Annotated in this window: 16 protein-coding genes and 2 riboswitches; of the genes, 9 read left to right on the forward strand and 7 right to left on the reverse strand. The window is 62.5% G+C overall.

Going from position 1 to position 21,845, the window contains the following annotated elements; genetic code table 11:
* Nucleotides 1-118: 118 nt before the first annotated feature.
* Complete coding sequence (locus HDC32_RS24360; RefSeq protein ID WP_184745829.1) at nt 119-1,066, forward strand: DUF1853 family protein; 948 nt, start codon at nt 119-121, stop codon at nt 1,064-1,066.
* A gap of 125 nt (nt 1,067-1,191) precedes the next feature.
* Here the strand turns inward: HDC32_RS24360 and HDC32_RS24365 are convergent, their stop codons facing one another.
* From HDC32_RS24365 to cobW, 4 genes are read right to left on the reverse strand one after another with little or no spacing between them, the layout of a single operon-like run.
* Nucleotides 1,192-1,794 carry a VWA domain-containing protein gene (locus tag HDC32_RS24365; RefSeq protein ID WP_145337343.1) on the reverse strand — a complete coding sequence of 201 codons (603 nt, stop codon included), beginning with the start codon at nt 1,792-1,794 and terminating at the stop codon, nt 1,192-1,194.
* Between the two features lie 53 nt (nt 1,795-1,847).
* Nucleotides 1,848-2,846: an ATP-binding protein gene (locus HDC32_RS24370; RefSeq protein ID WP_184745831.1), complete on the reverse strand. Its 999-nt coding sequence runs from the start codon at nt 2,844-2,846 to the stop codon at nt 1,848-1,850.
* On the reverse strand, nt 2,846-6,607 hold the full coding sequence (gene cobN / locus HDC32_RS24375; RefSeq protein WP_131696625.1) for a cobaltochelatase subunit CobN: 3,762 nt from the start codon (nt 6,605-6,607) through the stop codon (nt 2,846-2,848). The genes HDC32_RS24370 and cobN overlap by 1 nt, the downstream gene beginning before the upstream one ends.
* A gap of 3 nt (nt 6,608-6,610) precedes the next feature.
* Nucleotides 6,611-7,672, reverse strand: coding sequence for a cobalamin biosynthesis protein CobW (gene cobW / locus HDC32_RS24380; RefSeq protein WP_131696626.1), 1,062 nt, complete (start codon nt 7,670-7,672; stop codon nt 6,611-6,613).
* Between the two features lie 92 nt (nt 7,673-7,764).
* Nucleotides 7,765-7,965: riboswitch (cobalamin riboswitch) on the reverse strand.
* A gap of 42 nt (nt 7,966-8,007) precedes the next feature.
* Nucleotides 8,008-8,213: riboswitch (cobalamin riboswitch) on the forward strand.
* A 96-nt stretch (nt 8,214-8,309) separates the two neighbouring features.
* Here cobW and HDC32_RS24385 point away from each other — a divergent pair.
* The 4 genes from HDC32_RS24385 (at nt 8,310) to cobM (ending at nt 10,420) form a co-directional block, all read left to right on the forward strand.
* On the forward strand, nt 8,310-8,498 hold the full coding sequence (locus tag HDC32_RS24385; RefSeq protein ID WP_027606475.1) for a CbtB-domain containing protein: 189 nt from the start codon (nt 8,310-8,312) through the stop codon (nt 8,496-8,498).
* 11 nt (nt 8,499-8,509) lie between these two features.
* A complete protein-coding gene (locus tag HDC32_RS24390; RefSeq protein ID WP_131696628.1) occupies nt 8,510-9,214 on the forward strand; it encodes a CbtA family protein in 705 nt (234 codons plus the stop codon).
* Complete coding sequence (locus HDC32_RS24395; protein ID WP_131696629.1) at nt 9,211-9,603, forward strand: cobalamin biosynthesis protein; 393 nt, start codon at nt 9,211-9,213, stop codon at nt 9,601-9,603. Before HDC32_RS24390 ends, HDC32_RS24395 begins: the two co-directional genes overlap by 4 nt.
* A gap of 70 nt (nt 9,604-9,673) precedes the next feature.
* Nucleotides 9,674-10,420 carry a precorrin-4 C(11)-methyltransferase gene (gene cobM, locus HDC32_RS24400; RefSeq protein WP_131696630.1) on the forward strand — a complete coding sequence of 249 codons (747 nt, stop codon included), beginning with the start codon at nt 9,674-9,676 and terminating at the stop codon, nt 10,418-10,420.
* A gap of 446 nt (nt 10,421-10,866) precedes the next feature.
* Here cobM and nfuA read toward each other — a convergent pair whose 3' ends face one another.
* The gene (gene nfuA / locus HDC32_RS24405) at nt 10,867-11,451 is read right to left on the reverse strand and encodes a Fe-S biogenesis protein NfuA (protein ID WP_027606479.1); all 585 of its coding nucleotides are present in this window, start codon (nt 11,449-11,451) and stop codon (nt 10,867-10,869) included.
* Nucleotides 11,452-11,544: 93 nt separating this feature from the next.
* Entirely contained in the window at nt 11,545-13,839 is a 2,295-nt protein-coding gene (locus tag HDC32_RS24410; protein WP_184745832.1) for a fatty acid cis/trans isomerase, read from the reverse strand.
* 166 nt (nt 13,840-14,005) lie between these two features.
* Here HDC32_RS24410 and metH point away from each other — a divergent pair, with 166 nt between their 5' ends.
* Together metH and HDC32_RS24420 are read left to right on the forward strand one after the other, a co-directional pair.
* Nucleotides 14,006-17,716 carry a methionine synthase gene (gene metH, locus HDC32_RS24415; protein WP_167655462.1) on the forward strand — a complete coding sequence of 1,237 codons (3,711 nt, stop codon included), beginning with the start codon at nt 14,006-14,008 and terminating at the stop codon, nt 17,714-17,716.
* A gap of 52 nt (nt 17,717-17,768) precedes the next feature.
* Nucleotides 17,769-17,987, forward strand: a complete 219-nt coding sequence (locus HDC32_RS24420) for a DUF2970 domain-containing protein (protein ID WP_027606482.1) — start codon at nt 17,769-17,771, stop codon at nt 17,985-17,987.
* On the opposite strand, the gene HDC32_RS24425 is transcribed toward HDC32_RS24420, so the two are convergent.
* Nucleotides 17,984-19,051 (reverse strand): ABC transporter substrate-binding protein, encoded by a 1,068-nt coding sequence (locus HDC32_RS24425; protein WP_167655461.1) that lies wholly within the window; start codon nt 19,049-19,051, stop codon nt 17,984-17,986. The two genes, HDC32_RS24420 and HDC32_RS24425, sit on opposite strands and share 4 nt — an antisense overlap.
* 422 nt (nt 19,052-19,473) lie before the next feature.
* Here HDC32_RS24425 and HDC32_RS24430 point away from each other — a divergent pair, with 422 nt between their 5' ends.
* Together HDC32_RS24430 and HDC32_RS24435 are read left to right on the forward strand one after the other, a co-directional pair.
* The gene (locus HDC32_RS24430; RefSeq protein ID WP_167655460.1) at nt 19,474-21,132 is read left to right on the forward strand and encodes a nitrite/sulfite reductase; all 1,659 of its coding nucleotides are present in this window, start codon (nt 19,474-19,476) and stop codon (nt 21,130-21,132) included.
* A complete protein-coding gene (locus tag HDC32_RS24435) occupies nt 21,116-21,610 on the forward strand; it encodes a DUF934 domain-containing protein (protein ID WP_003235539.1) in 495 nt (164 codons plus the stop codon). The genes HDC32_RS24430 and HDC32_RS24435 overlap by 17 nt, the downstream gene beginning before the upstream one ends.
* Nucleotides 21,611-21,845: the final 235 nt, after the last annotated feature.

A 21,845-nucleotide genomic window follows, 5' to 3' on the forward strand; every position in this document is an offset into this window, starting at 1 on the left:
AAAAAAGAAACGATTATGGGCGAAAGGCCGCCTCAGGCAAAATCCTTTGTCGCCGTGAAGCCTTGATGACAACGGTTCTCGCCCACCTGCGCAACGGTTAAAGGGCTATGCTCGGACCATGACTGTGTTCCCGGATTTGCACAACCTGCCCCGCCAGCTGCGCCACCCCGAGGTGCGCGACCTGGCGTGGGTGATGCTTGCCCCGCCGATGCTCGCGCAAACACCTTGGCCGCAGCGCCACCCGCTGGCGGGCAGCGACTGGGTGCAGGCGCCCGAGCGTCTTGAACACTGGCTACGCGCACTCGACCAGGACAGCCGCGCCTTGCAGCATTGGCTGAGCCTGTCGCGCACCCGGCGCCTGGGTCTGTACTACGAACGCCTGTGGCAGTTCGCCGTGCAGCACGCGCCGGGGGTGGAATTGCTCGCCGCCAACCTGCCGATCCGCCGTGCCGGGCACACCCTGGGCGAGCTGGACATGCTGCTGCGCGACCGCGATGGCGTGCACCACCTAGAACTGGCGATCAAGCTCTATCTCGGCCCGCAGCAAGGCAACGGCCGGGACACCGCGCAGTGGCTGGGCCCGGGCTGTCACGATCGGCTGGACCGCAAGCTGGCGCACCTGGCTCAGCATCAATTACCGATTTCGGCGCGAGCGGAGAGCCGTGAGGTGTTGGCGGCCCTGGATATTCAGCAGTTTGACGCGCACCTGTGGCTCGGCGGGTATTTGCTCTATCCATGGCCGGGCCAGGCCGAATCGCCCAACGGCGCCCATCCGCAGCATTTGCGCGGGCGCTGGTTGCATCAACGTGATTGGCGGGATTTTGTCAGCGCGAGCGCGCCAGGTCGCTGGCAACCGTTGCCCCGGCATGCGTGGCTGGCGCCGGCGCACTACCCGGCGGATGAAGTGTGGAGTGAAGGACAGATGCAGGCCTGGCTGGCAGACCTTGATCCGATGGCGCCCGCACAGTTGCTCGTGCGCATGGTGCAGAACGGCGAGGATTGGGAGGAAGCCGAGCGGTTGTTCCTGGTGGCGGATCTTTGGCCGAATGTGCCGGGGGCTGGCTGATGGAGGGTGTGGTGTATTGAGGGCCTCATCGGGGGCAAGCCCCCTCCCACACTGACCGCATTCCAAAGGGTGTACTCGATCAAATGTGGGAGGTGGGCTTGCCCCCGATGGCGACGGTACCGGCACTACAACTCATCGATATGCCGATAATCCAACTGCAACCCCGCCGCCAACGCCTGGGCCCGCCCCAGCCTGATCGGCCCGCGCTCGATATCCACCAGCAACCCCGCACACGCCAATAACGGCAACCCGTCGATGTCCTTGAGTCGCCCATCCGTAATCACCAGCACGCGCTGCTGCTCCGCGGGATAACGCTTGCGCCGCGCCAGCAGCCAATGCCCGGCCTCGGTCAGCGCCGCCAGCAATGGCGTACCACCGCCTGCACCCAACTGATCCAGCCAGCCCGCCAGGCCTTTCGCTGCTTTCAACCCCTGTACCTGCCACTTCGGCGCCTGGCCGCTGGCGGTCAACAACGCCATGCGTGCGCGTTGCCGGTAGGCGTCGTCAAACAGCTGGGCGAGCAATCCCTTCGCGTCGGTTAATGCACGATGCCGCCGGGTGGACGCCGACGCATCCACGATCACCAGCCACAACTCATGGGGCGAGCGGCTGCGCAGGTGGTAGCGCAGGTCTTCACGGGAGTGCGGCCGACCGCCGAGCAAGGTGCCCGGCCAGTTGATCGAACCCTGCTGCGCACTGCGTGCCTTGCCCTGCCTGCCGTTGTCCAGTCGCCCCGCCTTGGGGCGGGCATCCGCCCCCGCGTCAGGTCGGGGGCGAATGCCTAGGGCTTTTTTGGCCAGGTGGGCACGTCTCGGCGTGTGCCGGTGGGCAGGGCCGGCGCGGGCATGTTGCCCCATTGGCCTTGCCCGGGCGACGTGTCCGAGGGTGTCGGCGACTGCCCTTGATTGGGTGGGCTGGCCGGTGGGGATTGCTCCTGGCGACGGTGGCGCAAGGCAAATTCCGCAACCGCTTCGATGTCTTCTTCGGCAATTTTATCCGCGCCCCGCCACGCCGCGTGGGCCCGGGCGCCGCGCAGCCAGACCAGGTCAGCACGCAAGCCGTCGACACCTGCGGCAAAGCAACGCTCGGTGATCTGCGCCAAGGCCTGATCATCCAGATCGATACTGTCCAGCCGCGCCCGCGCCTGGGTGCAGCGCTCGCGCAACGCTGCCTGCTGCTCGGTCCACTGCGCGCAGAAAGCGGCGGGGTCGCTGTCGAAATCCAGGCGACGCCGGATGATCTGCCCGCGCTCGGAAGGCACCGTCTGCCCGCTCAGCGCTACGTTGAAACCGAAGCGGTCCAGCAACTGCGGGCGCAACTCGCCCTCCTCCGGGTTCATCGTGCCAATCAGTACAAAGCGCGCCGAATGCCGATGGGAGATGCCGTCGCGTTCGATCAGGTTGGTGCCGCTGGCGGCGACGTCGAGCAACAGGTCCACCAGGTGATCAGGCAACAAGTTGACTTCATCCACATACAACACGCCGCCGTCCGCCTTGGCCAGCACGCCAGGGGAAAACTGCGCACGGCCTTCGCCCAGCGCGGCGTCGAGGTCCAGGGTCCCGACCAGACGCTCTTCGGTGGCGCCCAGCGGCAAGGTGACAAATTGCCCGCTGGCCAGCAGATCCGCCAGGCCACGGGCCAGGGTTGATTTGGCCATGCCGCGTGGGCCTTCAATCAGCACGCCACCGATCTTCGGGTCGATGGCGGTCAGGCACAGCGCCAGTTTCAGGTCGTCGGCGCCGACCACGGCGGACAGCGGGAAATGGGGAATATTGGTCATCAGCTGTCTTCTTCTATATCCAGCAACAGGTTTTCCAACGCCTCGCGGTACGCCCCCGGTTCCTGCCACAAACCGCGCTGCTGAGCTTCGAGCATGCGCTCGGTCATATCACGCAGCGCTGCGGGGTTGTGCTGCTGCACAAAGGCTCGGGTGTCAGGGTCGAGCAGGTAGGCGTCGGCGAGCAATGCATATTGATGATCGTCAATCAGCTCAGTGGTGGCGTCGAAGGCGAACAGATTGTCCACGGTCGCGGCCATTTCGAACGCACCTTTATAGCCGTGGCGCTTCACCCCGTCGATCCACTTGGGGTTGGCGGCGCGGGAACGGATCACCCGGTTCAGCTCTTCCTTCAAGGTGCGAATCCTGGGCAGGTCCGGCTGGCTGTGGTCGCCATGGTAGCTGACGGCCTTGTCGCCGCTCAGGGTTTCCACGGCAGCGAGCATGCCGCCCTGGAACTGGTAGTAGTCGTTGGAGTCGAGCAGGTCGTGCTCGCGGTTATCCTGGTTCTGCAACACCGCCTGCACCTGGCTCAGGCGCTGGGCGAACTGCTCGCGAGCGGCGGTGCCTTCATCGGAACCGCCATAGGCGTAGCCGCCCCAGTTCAGGTAGACCTCGGCCAAGTCCTCGCGGCTTTGCCACAGACGCCCGTCAATGGCGCCCTGCACGCCCGCGCCATAGGCACCGGGCTTGGCCCCGAAGATACGCCAGCCGGCCTGTTTCGCCGCCACCTCGTCATCCAGGCCGGACGCCAGCAACGCCGCGCGCTCACTGCGCACCTTGGCGGCCAGTGGGTTCATGTCGTCCGGCTCATCCAGGGCCGCCACCGCTTGCACCGCCGCGTCGAACAGGCGGATCAGGTTGGCGAACGCATCGCGGAAAAACCCGGACACGCGCAGCGTGACGTCCACGCGCGGGCGGTCCAGCAGGCTGATCGGCAGGATTTCAAAGTCATCCACCCGTTGACTGCCCGTGGCCCACACCGGCCGTACGCCCATCAGCGCCATGGCCTGGGCGATGTCGTCGCCACCGGTGCGCATGGTGGCCGTGCCCCACACCGACAGGCCGAGCTGGCGCAGGTGGTCGCCGTGGTCCTGCAGGTGCCGCTCAAGCATCAGGTTGGCCGACTGGAAACCGATGCGCCATGCCGTGGTCGTGGGCAGGTTACGCACATCCACGGTAAAGAAATTGCGCCCGGTCGGCAGCACATCCAGGCGCCCACGGCTCGGCGCGCCGCTTGGCCCAGCCGGCACAAAACGCCCGCCGAGGGCATCCAGCAAGCCGTGCATTTCCGCAGGGCCGCAGGCATCCAGGCGTGGCGCGACCACAATGCGCAGGCTTTCGATCACCGCCTTCACATCCTCCCAGCCGGGCTCTTCCAGCTGCTCCACCGGCCCTTCCAATGCCTGCTCGATCAGTCGCGCGGCGTACAGTTCCAGGCGCTCGCGGGTATCACCAGCGGTACGCCACAACTGCGTATCGATCGTCTGCAACACCGCCGGGCGTCGTCCGGTCCAGGGCTCAGCCAGGGCGCAGTCCAGCGGGTCGAAGCCCAACTCGAAGGCTTTGGCCAACACGCGCAGCAGGCTCGATTGCGGGCCACGGCCATCGCCACGCGGGATGCGCAGCAAAGCCAGCAGGGTGTCAATCCGCAAGCGACCCTGCGGGGACTCGCCAAAGATATGCAGGCCGTCACGGATCTGCGATTCCTTCAAGTCACACAGGTAGGTGTCCAGGCGCGGCAGCCAAATCGCAGCATCGGCGTCGCCATCCAGTTCAAGCTCCTGGTCGATACGGGTTTCGCGAACCAGTTGGAGGATGTCTTTTTGCAGTTCGCGGGCACGGCGCGGGTCGAGCAGTTGGGCTTCGTAGTATTCGTCCGCCAATAGCTCCAGATTACGCAACGGCCCGTAGGTTTCGGCGCGGGTCAGCGGCGGCATCAGGTGGTCGATGATCACCGCCTGGGTGCGCCGCTTGGCCTGGGCGCCCTCGCCCGGGTCGTTGACGATAAACGGGTAGATGTTCGGCAGCGGCCCCAGCAGCGCATCCGGCCAGCAGTTCTCCGAGAGCCCCACGCCCTTGCCCGGCAGCCATTCCAGGTTGCCGTGCTTGCCCACATGGATCACGCCATGGGCGCCGTAGGTGTGGCGCAACCAGAAGTAGAACGCCAGGTAGCCGTGGGGCGGCACCAGGTCCGGGTCGTGGTACACCGCGCTGGCATCCACCTGGTAACCCCGGGCCGGCTGGATGCCGATGAAGGTCAGGCCCAGGCGCAGGCCGGCGATCATCAGGCGGCCGTCGCGGAACATCGGATCGTTGTGCGGAGCGCCCCAACGCTCCAGCACCGCCTGGCGATTGGACTCAGGCAAGCGCTGGAACATCGCCTCGTAGTCGTCCAGGCCCAGGCTTTGATGGCAGGGGCGCAGGTCGAGGCTGTCGAGATCGTTGGTGACGCCGCCGAGCAGATCATGGATCAGCGCAGTGCCGCTTTCGGGCAATTGATCCGGCACCGGATAACCTTCGGTTTGCAGGGCGCGCAGGATATTCAGCGCGGCGGCCGGGGTGTCCAGGCCCACGCCATTGCCGATGCGACCGTCGCGGGTCGGGTAGTTGGCGAGGATCAGCGCAATGCGTTTATCCGCATTCGGCAGCCGTGCCAGTTCGACCCAACGGCGCGCCAATTCAGCGACGAAATCCATGCGCTCGGGCGCTGCGCGGTAGCACACCACGTCCGACTGGCTGCGCTCGCTGCGCCAGGCCAGATCCTTGAAGCTGATCGGCCGGCTGATAATCCGCCCATCCAGCTCGGGCAAGGCAATGTGCATCGCCAGGTCGCGAGGGCCAAGGCCTTGCTCGCTGGCCTGCCAGCCCGGCTGGTTATCCTGGGCGCAAATCGCCTGGATTACCGGGATATTGCGACGAAACGGCCGCAGATGCGGGGCTTCGGGGCTGGATTGGGCAAAACCGGTGGTGTTCAGGATTACCGCCGCGCCGACCTCATCCAGCAGGTCCTCGACCACCGTCAGGCAGCCGGGCTCTTTCAAACTGGCCACCGCCATCGGCAACGGGTTAAGGCCCGCCGCCTGCAAGCGCTGGCAGAACACATCAATAAAACCGGTATTGGCCGCCTGCAGGTGCGAGCGGTAGAACAGCACCGCCGCCACGGGCCAATCCGCGTGCCAATCGGTCTGCCAGTCATTGAGACGAGGGTTGGCTTTATGCGGGTGATAAATCGCCGTGCGCGGCAGGGTTTGCGGCTCGGCCCAGGCATAGTCGCGTTCGAGGTAGCCGCTGGCCAGGCAGCGATAGAAGTCCAGGGCATTGCCCAAACCACCCTGACGAAGGAAGTGCCACAGGCGGTCGCGCTGTTCGGCACTCACCGTGCTCAGGCCGCTGAGTTCCGGGTCCGGGCGATCATCCCCCGGCACCAGGATCAGGGTGACGCCGCGCGCGGCCAGCTCCACAAGACGCTCGATGCCGTAGCGCCAGTAACCGATGCCGCCATGCAGCGAAATCAGGATGACCTTGGCGTGGCGCAGCACTTCGTCTACATACAGGTCGACCGAGGCATGGTTCTGCACCTGCATCGGGTTGGCCAGGCGCAGGCTGGGGTAATCCTCGGGCAACTGCTGGGCCGCTTCGGCCAGCAGCGCCAGGCTGGAATCGCCGCTGCACAGAATCACCAGTTCAGCGGGGGTTTGGCCAAGGTCGGCAATATTGTCGTCCGCGACGAAACCACCGGGCTGAGTCCTGAGCAGGTGCATGGGTTAAACGCTGAGGGCAGCGCGCAGCTGCGCTTCGAGGCCCGCCGCGTCCAGCTCCTGGCCGATCAGCACCAGCCGTGTGATGCGCGCTTCGTCGGCGCCCCAGGCACGGTCGAAGTGCTTGTCGAAACGCGTGCCCACGCCCTGGATCAGCAGGCGCATCGGTTTGTTCGGGATGGCGGCGAAGCCTTTGACGCGCAGGATGCCGTGCTGAACCACCAATTGGGTCAGGGCGTCGAGCAGCAGCGCCTCGTCGGCTTGGGGCAGGTCGATGGAGATGGAATCGAAGGCATCGTGATCATGATCGTCTTCACCATCGTGGTGATGATCGTGGTGGCTATGGCGACCGTCGATATGTTCTTCGGAACCCGCGCCGAGACCGATCAATACATCCAACGGCAGGCGACCGCTGCTGGCTTCGATGACCTTCACAGCCGGCGGCAGTTCTTCGGCGACTTCCAGGCGTACACGGGCCAGGTCTTCGGCGCTGATCAGGTCGGATTTGTTGAGGATCACCAGGTCGGCGCTGGCCAGTTGGTCGGCAAACAGCTCGTGCAGCGGCGATTCGTGGTCCAGGTTCGGGTCAAGTTTGCGCTGGGCATCGACCTGGTCCGGGAACGCGGCAAAGGTGCCGGCGGCCACGGCCGGGCTGTCGACCACGGTGATGACCGCATCAACCGTGCAGGCGCTGCGGATTTCCGGCCACTGGAAGGCCTGTACCAACGGTTTTGGCAGGGCCAGGCCCGAGGTTTCGATAAGGATATGGTCGAGGTCGCCGCGACGGGCGACCAGTTCGCGCATCACCGGGAAGAACTCTTCCTGCACCGTGCAGCACAGGCAGCCGTTGGCCAGCTCGTACACGCGGCCGTTGGCCTCTTCTTCGGTGCAACCGATGGAGCACTGCTTGAGGATTTCACCGTCGATGCCCAGCTCGCCGAACTCGTTGACGATCACCGCAATGCGACGGCCCTGGGCGTTGTCGAGCATATGGCGCAGCAAGGTGGTTTTGCCCGAGCCGAGGAAGCCGGTAACGATGGTGACGGGGAGTTTGGCCAGTGTTTTCATCGGATGCCCTTTGGGGCGGGCATACGGGACGATAGGCCCTGCGGCGGCGCGCAGACGCGGATTTCGTCACCGGATCACCCCGCCCGGTTGAATTGGAAAATCGGTTACGAGGCAGGTCTCCTGGCTTGGGGCTTGCGGGTCTTGCGACCGGCGCCGACTGCGCCTTCCCGCCGTAATGGCAGTGGCGTGGCAGTCAGATAAACCCTTCACAGTTGCGGGGGCAGCCGCGGCTTGGACCGCGTTCCCTTCTTAGCTTCGACCTGGGCCGAAGAACCTCGAAGGTGCAAGGCTACAGGGGCTCGCCGCATTTGACTACCGTCCCCGGCCCATGCTCTCCTACACATCTTGTTTCGGGTGCCCTTCACAGGGTGAAACGGGAAACCGGTGAGTCATAGCGTTATGACGAGTCCGGTGCTGCCCCCGCAACGGTAAGCGAGTGAAGCGTCAGATCCACTGTGCCTGTACGGCATGGGAAGGCGACGCTTTATAGACCCAGTGTCCCTCGCAAGCCCGGAGACCGGCCCGAATAACATCGAATAACAAACCCGCGGTGGGCGGGCGCTGTTAAAACCCTGCGTGCCTGGCTCGCGGGGTTTGCATGCGCTCGTTTCACCCTGACACCTGAAAGGGACGCGCCATGTCGATCATCAGCAGCACCTCGCACACCGCCAGCAGCTCCGCCACCCTCAGCCAACGCCTGACCGCCGCCATCGGTGCGTCGATCCTTGGTGCATGTCTGGTGTATTTTGCCGGCTTCTCGCATATCGAGGCGGTGCACAACGCGGCCCACGATACCCGTCACAGCGCCGCGTTCCCGTGCCACTGAGGCCTGCCGATATGATCAAGCGTATTGCGCAAACCGCAGGGTTCACCGGCTTGCTCGCTGCCCTGTTGCTGACCCTGTTGCAAAGCTTCTGGGTCGCGCCGCTGATTCTGCAGGCGGAAACCTTTGAAAAGGCCCCGGCCGCGACTGAAGTCGTGCATGAGCACGCCGCCGGCGCCGCAGCACACACCCACGACGCCGAAGCCTGGGAACCGGAAGACGGCTGGCAGCGCGTGCTGTCGACCACCGGCGGCAACCTCGTGGTCGCCGTCGGCTTCGCCCTGATGCTCGCCGGCCTCTATACCCTGCGCGCCCCTACCCGTACGGCCCAAGGCTTGCTGTGGGGCTTGGCCGGTTACGCCACCTTTGTGCTGGCGCCCACTCTGGGCCTGCCACCGGAGCTGCCGGGCACTGCCGCCGCTGACCTGGCGCAACGACAAATCTGGTGGATCGGCACCGCTGCCTCGACGGCGGCCGGTATTGCCCTGATCGTGTTTGGGCGCAACTGGCTGCTGAAAGTCTTGGGCGTGGCGATCCTGGTGGTGCCACATGTGATCGGCGCGCCGCAGCCGGAAACCCATTCCATGCTGGCGCCGGAAGCCCTCGAAGCGCAGTTCAAGATCGCTTCGCAGTTGACCAACGTGGCGTTCTGGCTGGCGCTCGGCCTGATCAGTGCCTGGCTGTTCCGCCGCAACCGCGACGACCAATACTCGGCATGACCCTGGTGGTCGGCCTGGGTTGCCAGCGGGGTTGTGATGTAGACACCCTGCTGGGCCTGTTTGACAGCGCCCTCGCCAATGGCGGGATTGAGCGCCAGCGTGTCACGGCACTGGCCAGCATCGACCGTAAACAGGACGAGCCTGGGTTGCTCGCCCTGGCCCGCTTGCTCAATCTGCCGTTGCAGTGCTTCAGCGCCGCGCAACTGGCGGCGTATGAAGACCGGCTGAGCCACAAATCCACCGTGGCGTTTGCCCATACCGGCTGTTATGGCATCGCCGAAAGCGCTGCCCTGGCCCTGGCCGAACAGCTCTGCGGCGGTCCTGCCCGCTTGTTGATCACTCGCCAGAAAACCGCCCAGGCCACCTTTGCATTGGCCTGCGCCGGCTAAAATCCCGATAATCGCCCTTCCCGATCATGAGCAATCTTCATGCTCGCCCGCTTTTGCACAGGAATTCTCCATGACCGTCTACTTCATCGGCGCCGGCCCCGGCGATCCGGAATTGATCACCGTCAAAGGCCAACGCCTGATCCGCAGTTGCCCGGTGATCATCTATGCCGGCTCGCTGGTGCCGGCGGCGGTGCTGGAAGGACATCAGGCGCAACAGGTGGTCAACAGCGCCGAACTGCACCTGGAACAGATCATCGAACTGATCAAGACTGCCCACGCCAACGGCCAGGATGTGGCCCGCGTGCACTCCGGCGACCCGAGCCTGTATGGCGCGATTGGCGAGCAGATCCGTTACTTGCGTGAGTTGGGCATCCCTTTCCAGATCATTCCCGGAGTAACGGCGGTGGCAGCCTGCGCCGCGTTGCTGGAAACGGAACTGACCCTGCCGGACATCGCCCAAAGCGTGATCCTGACCCGCTACGCCGATAAAACCAGCATGCCGGCCGGGGAAGACTTCGACAGCCTGGCCCGGCATGGCACGACCATGGCGATTCACCTGGGGGTCAATCATCTGGAAAAGATCGTCGCCGAACTGCTGCCACACTATGGCGCGGACTGCCCGATGGCGGTGGTACACCGGGCGACATGGCCGGATCAGGATTGGGTGGTCGGCACGCTCAGCGATATTGCCGACAAAGTCGCCGCCAAGGGCTTTCGGCGTACGGCGCTGATCGTGGTGGGCCGGGTGCTGGCCAGTGACAATTTCAGTGAGTCGTCACTGTATCGGGCCGGGCATGCGCACCTTTATCGACCTTGATTTTTTACTTCATAAAATCACACCAACACACTGATTTAACTTAAAAAATACAAATAACAATGTGGGAGGGGGCTTGCCCCCGATGGCAATTTTTCAGCCTATTCCTGAGGCGACTGACACACCGCTATCGGGGGCAAGCCCCCTCCCACATTTGACCTTCCTTGTCAGGGAGATAGAGTCAACATTCGAATTTGATTTTTTAATTCACAAATCATCAACAACACGCTGATTTAACTGAATAAATGCAAAAAAATGTGGGAGGGGGCTTGCTCCCGATAGCGGTGTGTCAGCTTCCTCATGAGACGACTGAGGCACCGCTATCGGGAGCAAGCCCCCTCCCACACCTGATCTTTATTGTTAGATAGATGGTGTAAGAGCTTGAATTAAAAGAATAAAAAAACGGCGCTCACGGACGCCGTTTTTTATGTTCGCAGTGAACGCCTTACTCAGTAGTAGGCGTTTTCTTTCTGCGTGTGGTCTGTCACGTCACGGACGCCCTTGAGCTCCGGAATGCGCTCCAGCAAAGTGCGCTCAATGCCTTCACGCAGGGTCACATCCGCCTGGCCGCAACCCTGGCAGCCGCCGCCGAACTTCAATACGGCGATGCCGTCATCGACGACGTCGATCAAGCTGACCTGACCGCCGTGGCTGGCCAGCCCCGGGTTGATCTCGGTTTGCAGGTAGTAGTTGATGCGCTCGTTGACCGGGCTGTCGGCGTTGACGTTCGGCACCTTGGCGTTGGGCGCCTTGATGGTCAACTGGCCGCCCATACGGTCGGTGGCGTAGTCGACCACGGCATCGTCCAGGAAGGCTTCGCTGAAGTTGTCGATATACGCGGTGAAGCTTTTCAGCCCCAGGGCGGTGTCTTCAGGCTTCTCTTCACCGGGCTTGCAGTAGGCAATGCACGTCTCGGCGTACTGGGTGCCAGGCTGGGTGATAAAGACGCGGATGCCGATACCCGGGGTGTTCTGCTTGGACAGCAGGTCAGCCAGGTAATCGTGGGCGGCGTCGGTAATGGTTATGGCAGTCATGGAAACTCCTCACAGGCTTGCCGGCAGTTTACGCCAAAATATTACGCAGGTACAAAGTCCTAGTAATTTTGTCGGAAAAGACTCTCGCCCCAGTCAGAGGTTTTCATAACGGTTCATATCCAGCACCCCCTCTTCCACTGGCGTGGTTTCGCGGATGTACTGGGACAAATCGTGGAAATACTGCCAGAACAACGGATGGCTGCGGCGCACGCCCCAGCGATCGACGATTTTTTCAAAGCGCTTGGTGTCCTTGGCCCGCTCCATTTCAGCCACGAACTCCGGCACTTCCTGCGCAGGAATATTGAACATGAAGTTCGGGTAGCTGCTGAGCACGCCCGGATAGAGGGTCAGCGTGTCGAGGCCTGGCTGATAACGGTAGGCCTCACCGAGCAGGAAGGCCACGTTACTGTGAGCGCGGTTGCGCAGCAGGCTGTAGACCACACGCCGGCCGCTGGCGGTTTCGATGCGCAGCATCGTGGCTTCGGGCAACTGATCGATCACCTTGAGCCCCGCCGCCGGACGCGAGGTCAGGCGGCTGAGCGCCTGCTCCGCATCCTGCAACGCCGGGTCGATGCCATCACGCGAGCAGTACGCCCCGGCGCAACGGTTGATCGGGTCCGGGCTGGCGTTCAGGTAGCCGTAGCGGGTAAGCAATTGGTTGGCAAAGTCACGCTTCGGGTCTTTTTCATCCAGATGCAGGCCAGTGGGCTTATCGTCATCGATCGCCTCATAGTCCAGCCACAGCTTGATCTTGCCGCTGTTCTGGTACCAATCATCCATAAAGGCGTCGCGGCTATCGGCGGGCATCAGGCGCAGGAAGTTCTGCTCGGCGCCGTTGCGGATCAGGTCGAAGTACAGCCGGGTCTGGGCCTGGTGCGATACGTTGCCGAACACGTCGAAGTTGACCACCAACTGGTAATAGGTGCGCTCGATCAATGGAAAGTCGAACAACCACATCGTCTGCGGGACTTCACCGATCAGGCCTTTATTGACCGAGGCACTGTCAAAGTGGCGAAAGATGCTTAACAGCGCGTTGTCGTTGCCGGCCCATAGCGTCGACCAACTGGGCGCCGGCAGCTCGGCATAGCTGTCTCGCCGCAACGCTTCGTACTGGTTGCGCTTATCACGGTACTCGAGCCACAGGCTGAGCACGCTGCCCACGTCGTCATTTTGCCCTGGCATCGCCAGCAACGGCGTGGCCTGGCCGCGATAGCGAGCATCGGTGATGTACAGGTCGTGGTCGGGCGCCTGGAACAACGCCCAGAAATTGTCGCGGATCACATCCGTGGCAATTTGCCCGCGACACACCGGCCCGCGAATAAACGTGCGCACGAAGTACTCGGCGTTATCCAGCATGAACTGGTAGCGCGCCTGGGCGGGAATCGCCTCGAATGTCTCGAAAGGATTGGCACGACGGCCGGGGCCATAGCCCGGCAAGGCGCTGGCCTGCCAGTCACCGCTGTAGAACAAGGCTTTGATCCGCGCCATTTTTTCTGCGCTGAGGGGGTATGTGATGTGAGTCTTGTGGACGATCACCCCTTGTACGGGCCACAGGCGGTAGTACACGCGGGTGCCGGGATCGTCATTGGGACGACGGGTGTTGATCAGGTCAATCGGCTGGCCGCTGGGGGTACGCGAGCGCACCCACTGGAAAAAATGCCCCGGCTCACCGCCTTCGAAATAGAGGTGCGCAATAAACAAATGCTCGAACAGCCAACGGGCCACCAGGCTTTCCCGGGCGCCGGGGGCGTTGAACAGGTTTTCCCATTGCAGCACCTGCGCGGCTTCCTGGGCACTGGGGGCCACACCTTGCTCGTCAATCGGTGCACCGGAGGCCAGCCAGCGTTGCAGCGTCTGGTATTGCTGGTCGCTCAAGCCAGTTACGGCCAGAGGCATGCCTTCATTGGGGTGAGCACCGGCGTAAGCGTCGAACTCTCCCGGCAACGGGCACATATTCTGGCGGTTAAGGCCCAGCACAATATCAGCGGGCAACTTGGCGTTGGGTTGTAACGGCGCGCCGCGATGACCGAGTTCGAGCATGCGCGCCATCAGCGCAGCTTGGCTGCCTTGGGCGTCGAGTACTGAGCTGAAGCCTTCGCGCTGCCATGCAGCTTTGCCGAACGCGTCATAGAACAGGCGGGTCGGCTTGGTCGCCTGGCTACGTTCGCCATCGTAGACCGGCATCTTACTGGCGCCCCGCGTCGCGCCCTCGGCACTGCCTAGGTTCAATTGGCAGGCCGAGTCGTAGCACGCATGGCAAGCCACGCACTTCTCGGTGAAGATTGGTTGGATGTCGCGGGTATAAGAGATCGCCGAAGAGGGACCTTCCGCCAGAGCGGTACTGGCTATTAGTGCCAGGACGGCGCTGACGATAAGACGAAGTGACATGTATCCGGTCCCGATTCAATACGTGCGATTTATAAGTCGCGGTGATTCTACCGGGCCACGCCCCCTCTCAACATGAGCGATATTCATGCAAAACCTGGGCATGCCGCAAATCCGCACAGGTTTGTTATGATCCACGCCCTCCGTAATGCCTGACCAGAGTAGTCCCATGTCCGATCGTAGCGCTCGTCTGCAAGCCCTTCACCACGCCCTCAAGGAACGCATCCTGATCCTCGACGGCGGCATGGGCACGATGATCCAGAGCTATAAACTGGAAGAACATGACTACCGCGGCAAGCGCTTCGCCGACTGGCCGAGCGACGTCAAGGGCAACAACGACCTGCTGGTGCTCACCCGCCCGGACGTGATCGGCGGGATCGAGAAGGCCTACCTGGACGCCGGTGCCGACATCCTCGAGACCAACACCTTCAACGCCACCCGTATCTCCATGGCCGACTACGGCATGGAAGAGCTGGCCTATGAACTGAACGTCGAAGGCGCACGCCTGGCACGCAAGATCGCCGATGCCAAGACCGCCGAGAACCCGGCCAAGCCGCGCTTCGTTGCCGGCGTCCTCGGACCGACCAGCCGCACCTGCTCGCTGTCGCCCGATGTGAACAACCCCGGCTACCGCAACGTCACCTTCGATGAACTGGTGGAGAACTACACCGAGGCCACCAAAGGCCTGATCGAGGGCGGCGCCGACCTGATCCTGATCGAGACCATCTTCGACACCCTCAACGCCAAGGCCGCGATCTTCGCCGTGCAGGGTGTGTTCGAAGCGCTCGGTATCGAATTGCCGATCATGATCTCCGGCACCATCACCGACGCCTCCGGCCGTACCTTGTCGGGCCAGACCACTGAAGCCTTCTGGAACTCGGTCGCCCACGCCAAGCCCATTTCCGTGGGCCTGAACTGCGCCCTCGGCGCCAGCGAGCTGCGCCCGTACCTGGAAGAGTTGTCCAACAAAGCCAACACCCACGTGTCTGCGCACCCGAACGCCGGCTTGCCCAACGAGTTCGGCGAATACGACGAACTGCCGTCGGAAACCGCCAAGGTCATCGAAGAGTTCGCCCAGAGCGGCTTCCTCAATATCGTCGGCGGCTGCTGCGGCACCACTCCGGGCCATATTGAAGCCATCGCCAAGGCCGTGGCCGGCTACGCGCCGCGCCCGATCCCGGACATCCCCAAGGCTTGCCGCCTGTCGGGCCTGGAGCCATTCACGATTGATCGCAGTTCGTTGTTCGTCAACGTCGGCGAGCGCACCAACATCACCGGTTCTGCGCGTTTCGCCCGCCTGATCCGTGAAGACAACTACACCGAAGCCCTGGAAGTCGCCCTGCAACAGGTGGAAGCCGGCGCCCAGGTGATCGACATCAACATGGACGAGGGCATGCTCGATTCGAAGAAGGCTATGGTGACCTTCCTCAATCTGATTGCCGGCGAGCCGGACATCTCCCGCGTACCGATCATGATCGACTCCTCCAAGTGGGAAGTGATCGAAGCCGGTCTCAAGTGCATTCAGGGCAAGGGCATCGTCAACTCCATCAGCATGAAGGAAGGCGTCGAGCAGTTCATTCACCACGCCAAGCTGTGCAAGCGCTACGGCGCCGCCGTAGTGGTGATGGCCTTCGACGAAGCCGGCCAGGCCGACACCGAAGCGCGCAAGAAGGAAATCTGCAAACGTTCCTACGACATCCTGGTGAATGAAGTCGGCTTCCCGCCGGAAGACATCATCTTCGACCCGAACATCTTCGCGGTCGCCACCGGTATCGAGGAGCACAACAACTACGCCGTCGACTTCATCAACGCCTGCGCCTATATCCGCGACGAGCTGCCGTACGCGCTGACCTCCGGCGGGGTGTCCAACGTGTCGTTCTCGTTCCGCGGCAATAACCCGGTGCGTGAGGCGATCCACTCGGTGTTCCTGCTGTACGCGATCCGCAACGGCCTGACCATGGGTATCGTCAACGCCGGCCAGCTGGAGATCTACGACCAGATCCCGGCCGAGCTGCGCGATGCCGTGGAAGATGTAGTCCTCAACCGCACCCCGGAAGGCACCGACGCCCTCCTCGCCATCGCCGACAAGTACAAGGGCGACGGCAGCGTAAAAGAGGCCGAGACCGAAGAATGGCGCGGCTGGCCGGTCAACAAGCGCCTGGAACACGCGCTGGTCAAGGGCATCACCACCCATATCGTCGAAGACACCGAAGAATCGCGGCAGTCGTTCGCGCGTCCGATCGAAGTGATCGAAGGCCCGTTGATGTCCGGCATGAACATCGTCGGCGACCTGTTCGGCGCCGGCAAAATGTTCCTGCCCCAGGTGGTGAAATCCGCCCGCGTGATGAAGCAGGCCGTGGCCCACTTGATCCCGTTCATCGAGCTGGAAAAAGGCGACAAGCCGGAAGCCAAGGGCAAGATCCTGATGGCCACGGTGAAAGGCGACGTGCATGACATCGGCAAGAACATCGTCGGCGTGGTGCTCGGTTGCAACGGCTATGACATCGTCGACCTCGGCGTGATGGTGCCGGCCGAGAAGATCCTGCAGGTGGCCAAGGAGCAGAAGTGCGACATTATCGGGCTGTCCGGCCTGATCACGCCGTCCCTGGACGAGATGGTGCATGTAGCCCGCGAGATGCAGCGCCAGGACTTCCACCTGCCGCTGATGATCGGCGGCGCGACCACCTCCAAGGCGCACACGGCGGTGAAGATCGAGCCCAAGTACAGCAACGATGCAGTGATCTACGTCACCGACGCCTCCCGCGCGGTGGGCGTGGCCACGCAGCTGCTGTCCAAGGAATTGAAGGCCGGCTTCGTCGAGAAGACCCGCCTGGAATACATCGACGTGCGTGAGCGCACCTCCAACCGCAGCGCGCGCACCGAACGCCTGAGCTACCCGGCGGCCATCGCCAAGAAGCCGCAGTTCGACTGGAGCACCTACGCGCCGGTCAAGCCCACCTTCACCGGTTCCCGGGTACTGGACAATATCGACCTCAACGTCCTGGCCGAGTACATCGACTGGACCCCGTTCTTTATATCCTGGGACCTGGCCGGCAAGTTCCCGCGCATCCTTACCGATGAAGTGGTGGGTGAAGCCGCCACCGCGCTGTACGCCGACGCCCAGGAAATGCTCAGGAAGCTGATCGACGAAAAACTCATCAGCGCCCGTGCGGTGTTCGGTTTCTGGCCGACCAACCAGGTGCAGGACGATGACCTGGAAGTCTACGGTGAAGACGGCCAGCCGATTGCCAAACTGCATCACCTGCGCCAGCAGATCATCAAGACCGACGGCAAGCCGAACTTCTCCCTGGCCGACTTCGTGGCACCAAAAGACAGCGGCGTGACCGACTACATCGGTGGCTTCATCACCACCGCTGGCATCGGCGCCGAAGAAGTGGCCAAGGCTTATCAGGACGCCGGCGACGACTACAACTCGATCATGGTCAAGGCCCTGGCCGACCGCCTGGCCGAGGCCTGTGCCGAGTGGCTGCACCAGCAGGTGCGTAAGGAACACTGGGGCTACGCCAAGGACGAGCAACTGGATAATGAGGCGCTGATCAAGGAGCAATACAGCGGCATCCGCCCTGCCCCCGGTTACCCGGCGTGTCCGGATCACACCGAGAAAGCCCAGTTGTTCCAACTGCTCGACCCCGAGGCCCGCGAAATGCACGCCGGGCGCAGCGGAGTGTTCCTCACCGAGCATTACGCGATGTTCCCGGCGGCGGCGGTCAGCGGCTGGTACTTCGCCCACCCGCAGGCGCAGTACTTTGCGGTGGGCAAGGTCGACAAGGACCAGGTAACCAGCTACACCGCGCGCAAGGGCCAGGACCTGGCCGTGACCGAGCGCTGGCTGGCGCCGAACCTGGGTTACGACAACTAAGCCGGCCTGGATTGTCTATGCTGTCCGTCACACACCTTTTGTCGAGGGATGTATGGACGATCCAGTCAACAACAAACCGCCGACCTTCTGGCAGATGCTCCACAGCGTCATGGCCGCCGCCTTTGGCGTGCAGAGCGGCAAAAATCGCGCGCGGGACTTCACCCACGGCAAGCCCAGCCACTTCGTGATCCTGGGCATTCTGTTTACGGCGGTGTTTGCCTTGACCTTGTTTGGAATCGTCAAGTTGGTGCTGCACCTGGCCGGCGTCTAGCGCAGTAACAGGTGCAGGCTGAACGGGTAACGATAGGACGCCGGCTTACCCTGGGCGGACAGCGCGCGAAAATTCACCGACGGTGTCGGCCCCAACAAGCGCCGCGCCTGGCCGGCATCGATCAATTGGAACAAGGCCAACTGACGGTCGCGCCCGCCGTATGCGCCAATGTCCAGGCCCTTGGCATCATCATGAACCAATACCATGGCCCAGCCACCGACGGTGAAATGCCCGGCGACCAAGGATGATAAGCGTCCGTCCAATCGCGCCTGCAAGATCTCCGGCGAACTGTTGAGTGCGCTGAACAGCACATCCTTACCCGGCAACCGTCCACTGGCCTGCAACGCTTGCATGGCACCCAGTGCCATCTGATCGTTGGCCGACCACACCAGCGCCGTCTGCGGGTAGCGCTTGAACAGTTGCGTCGCTTGCTCGAAGGCGCGTTCGCGGCTCCACTCACCGTAGACCAACTGACGCAGGCGCACCTCGGGATGCTCGGCCAGCGCCCGCCGCATGCCTCGCTCACGCAGTTGCGCGACCGGCGTGGTCTTGACGCCGGAAAAGGCCAGCAGATCGAGGGATTGGCCGGGGCCAACCGGGCCGTGCTGGCTCAACAGGTCACGGAGCATCAGGTAACCAGCCTGTTCATCGTCAGCGACCAGGCTGCCGATCAAACGGATGCCACGGCGGGCTCCCAGCAATTGCTCCTGATCGGGGGTCAGCGCACTGTTCACGAGCAGCAGCTTGACGCCACTGCCCTCGGCCATGCGCAGGATCTGCGGCGCAACGTACTGCTCATTCACCAGTATCAGGTAATCAGGCCGCTGGCTGCCTTGCAGCACCTCACGCGCCTGGAGCAGCGTGTTGTCGGTACTACGCTCGCCATAACGCACACGCAAATCCAGGCCGAGGTCCTTGGCGGCGGCCTGCATGAATTGCGTGTAGCTGACCCAGAAGGTTTCCGTCGACATGCCCGGATTGAGAAACACCACCGACGTTGCATGAGCCATCACCCCATACGTCGATCCCAGCAACCAGAAATACGTAATCAACACCTTCAACATGGATGCTTGAGCCTCGAAAATAGGCCGCCATGATAGTGGCAATGCCTGAACCAATCGAGGCTCAATCAACGTCCTTTATTGGTGGCTGACCCAGAATACGGCCGTTCCCACCACCAGAATGATCAAGAACAGAATGGCCCAGGCATCGACGGTACTGTCAGGTTTACGGGCTTTTGTCGGATTGCTCATTGCATCGCCTCTTGTCGGTTTTATAGGTGATTGCACTCAAACACGCTCACAGTAAAGTTCACGATTGCCCGCATGACAAATGTGGGTATCACGATAACCCTTCTCATTAGTCATTTTGGTTATGTGCATATACTCAAACATCACTTTTGCGCATAAACGCAAACTGGTATCGTGCGCCGGCTCCGTTGGGAGTGCGCGGCCGTGCGCGCAGATTTGCCGAGAACAGGACCTATATGTACGTATACGACGAATACGATCAGCGCATCATCGAGGACCGCGTCAAGCAGTTCCGTGATCAGACCCGACGCTACCTAGCAGGTGAACTGAGCGAAGAAGAGTTCCGCCCTCTGCGCCTGCAAAATGGCCTTTATGTTCAGCGCTTTGCGCCGATGCTGCGGGTGGCCGTGCCTTATGGACAACTGACTTCGCGCCAGACCCGCATGATGGCCAAGATTGCCCGCGACTTCGACAAAGGCTATGCCCACATCAGTACCCGCCAGAACGTGCAGTTCAACTGGCCGGCCCTGGAAGATGTGCCGGATATCCTGGCTGAACTGGCCACCGTGCAGATGCACGCCATTCAGACCAGCGGTAACTGCCTGCGCAACGTGACCACCGACCAATTCGCCGGAGTTGCCGCCGACGAGCTGATCGACCCACGCCCGTGGTGTGAAATCGTCCGTCAATGGACCACCTTCCACCCCGAGTTCGCCTACCTGCCCCGCAAGTTCAAGATCGCCATCAATGGCTCGAGCTCGGACCGTGCAGCCATCGAAGTACACGATATCGGCCTGGAGCCGGTGTACAACGCGGCCGGCGAGCTGGGTTTCCGTGTCCTGGTGGGTGGCGGCCTGGGCCGTACTCCGGTGGTCGGTGCTTTTATCAACGAGTTCCTGCCATGGCAGGACCTGTTGAGCTACCTCGACGCCATCCTGCGGGTCTACAACCGCTACGGCCGTCGTGACAACAAGTACAAGGCGCGGATCAAGATCCTCGTCAAGGCGCTGACCCCTGAGGTGTTCGCCCAGAAAGTCGATGCCGAGATGGAGCACCTGCGCGGCGGCCAGACCACCCTGACCGAAGCCGAAGTGCACCGTGTGGCCAAGCACTTCGTCGACCCTGAGTACAAGGCCCTGAGCAATCAGGACGCCGAGCTCGCAGCGCTCGACCAGCAGCACCCAGGCTTTGCCCGCTGGCGCACCCGCAACACCCTGGCGCACAAAAAGCCGGGCTATGTGGCGGTGACCCTGTCGCTGAAACCGACCGGTGTTGCACCGGGCGACATCACCGACAAGCAGCTGGACGCCGTCGCCGACCTGGCCGAGCGCTACAGCTTTGGCCAGCTGCGCACCTCCCACGAGCAGAACATCATTCTCGCGGACGTTGAGCAGGGCCAACTGTTCACCCTGTGGGGCGAGCTGCGCGAAGGCGGTTTCGCCACGCCGAACATCGGCCTGCTGACCGACATCATCTGCTGCCCGGGCGGCGACTTCTGCTCCCTGGCCAACGCCAAGTCGATCCCGATTGCCGAATCGATCCAGCGCCGTTTCGACGACCTGGACTACCTGTTCGACATCGGCGAGCTGGACCTGAACATCTCCGGTTGCATGAACGCCTGTGGTCACCACCACGTCGGCCACATCGGCATCCTGGGCGTGGACAAGAAAGGCGAAGAATTCTACCAAGTGTCCCTGGGTGGCAGCGCCAGCCGCGATGCGAGCCTGGGCAAGATCCTTGGCCCATCCTTCGCCCAGGAAGCCATGCCCGAGGTGATCGGCAAGCTGATCGACGTGTACATCGAACAGCGCACCGAAGATGAGCGTTTCATCGACACCTACCAGCGCATCGGCATTGACCTGTTCAAGGAGCGCGTCTATGCAGCGAATCATTAAGAACAACGAAGTCCTCGACGAAACCTGGCACCTGCTGCCCAAGGACGCGAGCTTCGACGGCATTTCCAACTGCGACGACCTGATCGTGCCGCTGGCCCTGTGGCGCGAACATGGCCACGCCCTCAAGGCTCGCGACGGCGGCCTGGGTGTTTGGCTGGACGCCGATGAAGAAGCCGAGGAGATCGGCGCAGACGTGGAACACTTCCAGGTCATCGCCCTGAACTTCCCGGCCTTCACCGACGGTCGCAACTACTCCAACGCACGATTGCTGCGTGACCGCTATGGTTACAAAGGCGAGCTGCGGGCGATTGGCGACGTGTTGCGCGACCAACTGTTCTACCTGCGCCGTTGCGGGTTCGATGCCTTCGCCTTGCGCGCCGACAAAGACCCGTACGAAGCGCTGGAAAGCCTCAAGGACTTCTCGGTGACGTACCAGGCTGCAACGGACGAACCGCTGCCGCTGTTCCGTCGGCGCTGAGCATCAAATGTGGGAGGGGGGGTTGCTCCCGTGACGGCTCTGGAGCTGACAACTCTGTAACTGATGCCCCGCGCTAAATGTGGGAGGGGCGGTGCGACGATTCGACTTGCTCCCGAAGGCGGCCTCTGGGCCGCCCATGTGCTTGGGTTGGAATGAGTACATATCCATTGCTGCGGTAACGGCTACTTATGGTTTCGCTCTTACAGCGAATCACTTTTGGAGAGGCCCAAAAGTA

Source organism: Pseudomonas sp. JAI120 (assembly GCF_014207255.1).
Lineage (GTDB): Bacteria > Pseudomonadota > Gammaproteobacteria > Pseudomonadales > Pseudomonadaceae > Aquipseudomonas.

Excerpts from the sequence above, each read along its gene's own strand:
- cobW (WP_131696626.1), bottom strand. The coding sequence starts at position 7,672 with ATGAAAACACTGGCCAAACTCCCCGTCACCATCGTTACCGGCTTCCTC.
- HDC32_RS24430 (WP_167655460.1), top strand. The coding sequence starts at position 19,474 with ATGTACGTATACGACGAATACGATCAGCGCATCATCGAGGACCGCGTC.
- HDC32_RS24410 (WP_184745832.1), bottom strand. The coding sequence starts at position 13,839 with ATGTCACTTCGTCTTATCGTCAGCGCCGTCCTGGCACTAATAGCCAGT.
- HDC32_RS24420 (WP_027606482.1), top strand. The coding sequence starts at position 17,769 with ATGGACGATCCAGTCAACAACAAACCGCCGACCTTCTGGCAGATGCTC.
- HDC32_RS24385 (WP_027606475.1), top strand. The coding sequence starts at position 8,310 with ATGTCGATCATCAGCAGCACCTCGCACACCGCCAGCAGCTCCGCCACC.
- metH (WP_167655462.1), top strand. The coding sequence starts at position 14,006 with ATGTCCGATCGTAGCGCTCGTCTGCAAGCCCTTCACCACGCCCTCAAG.
- cobM (WP_131696630.1), top strand. The coding sequence starts at position 9,674 with ATGACCGTCTACTTCATCGGCGCCGGCCCCGGCGATCCGGAATTGATC.
- HDC32_RS24370 (WP_184745831.1), bottom strand. The coding sequence starts at position 2,846 with ATGACCAATATTCCCCATTTCCCGCTGTCCGCCGTGGTCGGCGCCGAC.
- cobN (WP_131696625.1), bottom strand. The coding sequence starts at position 6,607 with ATGCACCTGCTCAGGACTCAGCCCGGTGGTTTCGTCGCGGACGACAAT.
- HDC32_RS24360 (WP_184745829.1), top strand. The coding sequence starts at position 119 with ATGACTGTGTTCCCGGATTTGCACAACCTGCCCCGCCAGCTGCGCCAC.
- HDC32_RS24390 (WP_131696628.1), top strand. The coding sequence starts at position 8,510 with ATGATCAAGCGTATTGCGCAAACCGCAGGGTTCACCGGCTTGCTCGCT.
- HDC32_RS24435 (WP_003235539.1), top strand. The coding sequence starts at position 21,116 with ATGCAGCGAATCATTAAGAACAACGAAGTCCTCGACGAAACCTGGCAC.
- nfuA (WP_027606479.1), bottom strand. The coding sequence starts at position 11,451 with ATGACTGCCATAACCATTACCGACGCCGCCCACGATTACCTGGCTGAC.
- HDC32_RS24395 (WP_131696629.1), top strand. The coding sequence starts at position 9,211 with ATGACCCTGGTGGTCGGCCTGGGTTGCCAGCGGGGTTGTGATGTAGAC.
- HDC32_RS24425 (WP_167655461.1), bottom strand. The coding sequence starts at position 19,051 with ATGTTGAAGGTGTTGATTACGTATTTCTGGTTGCTGGGATCGACGTAT.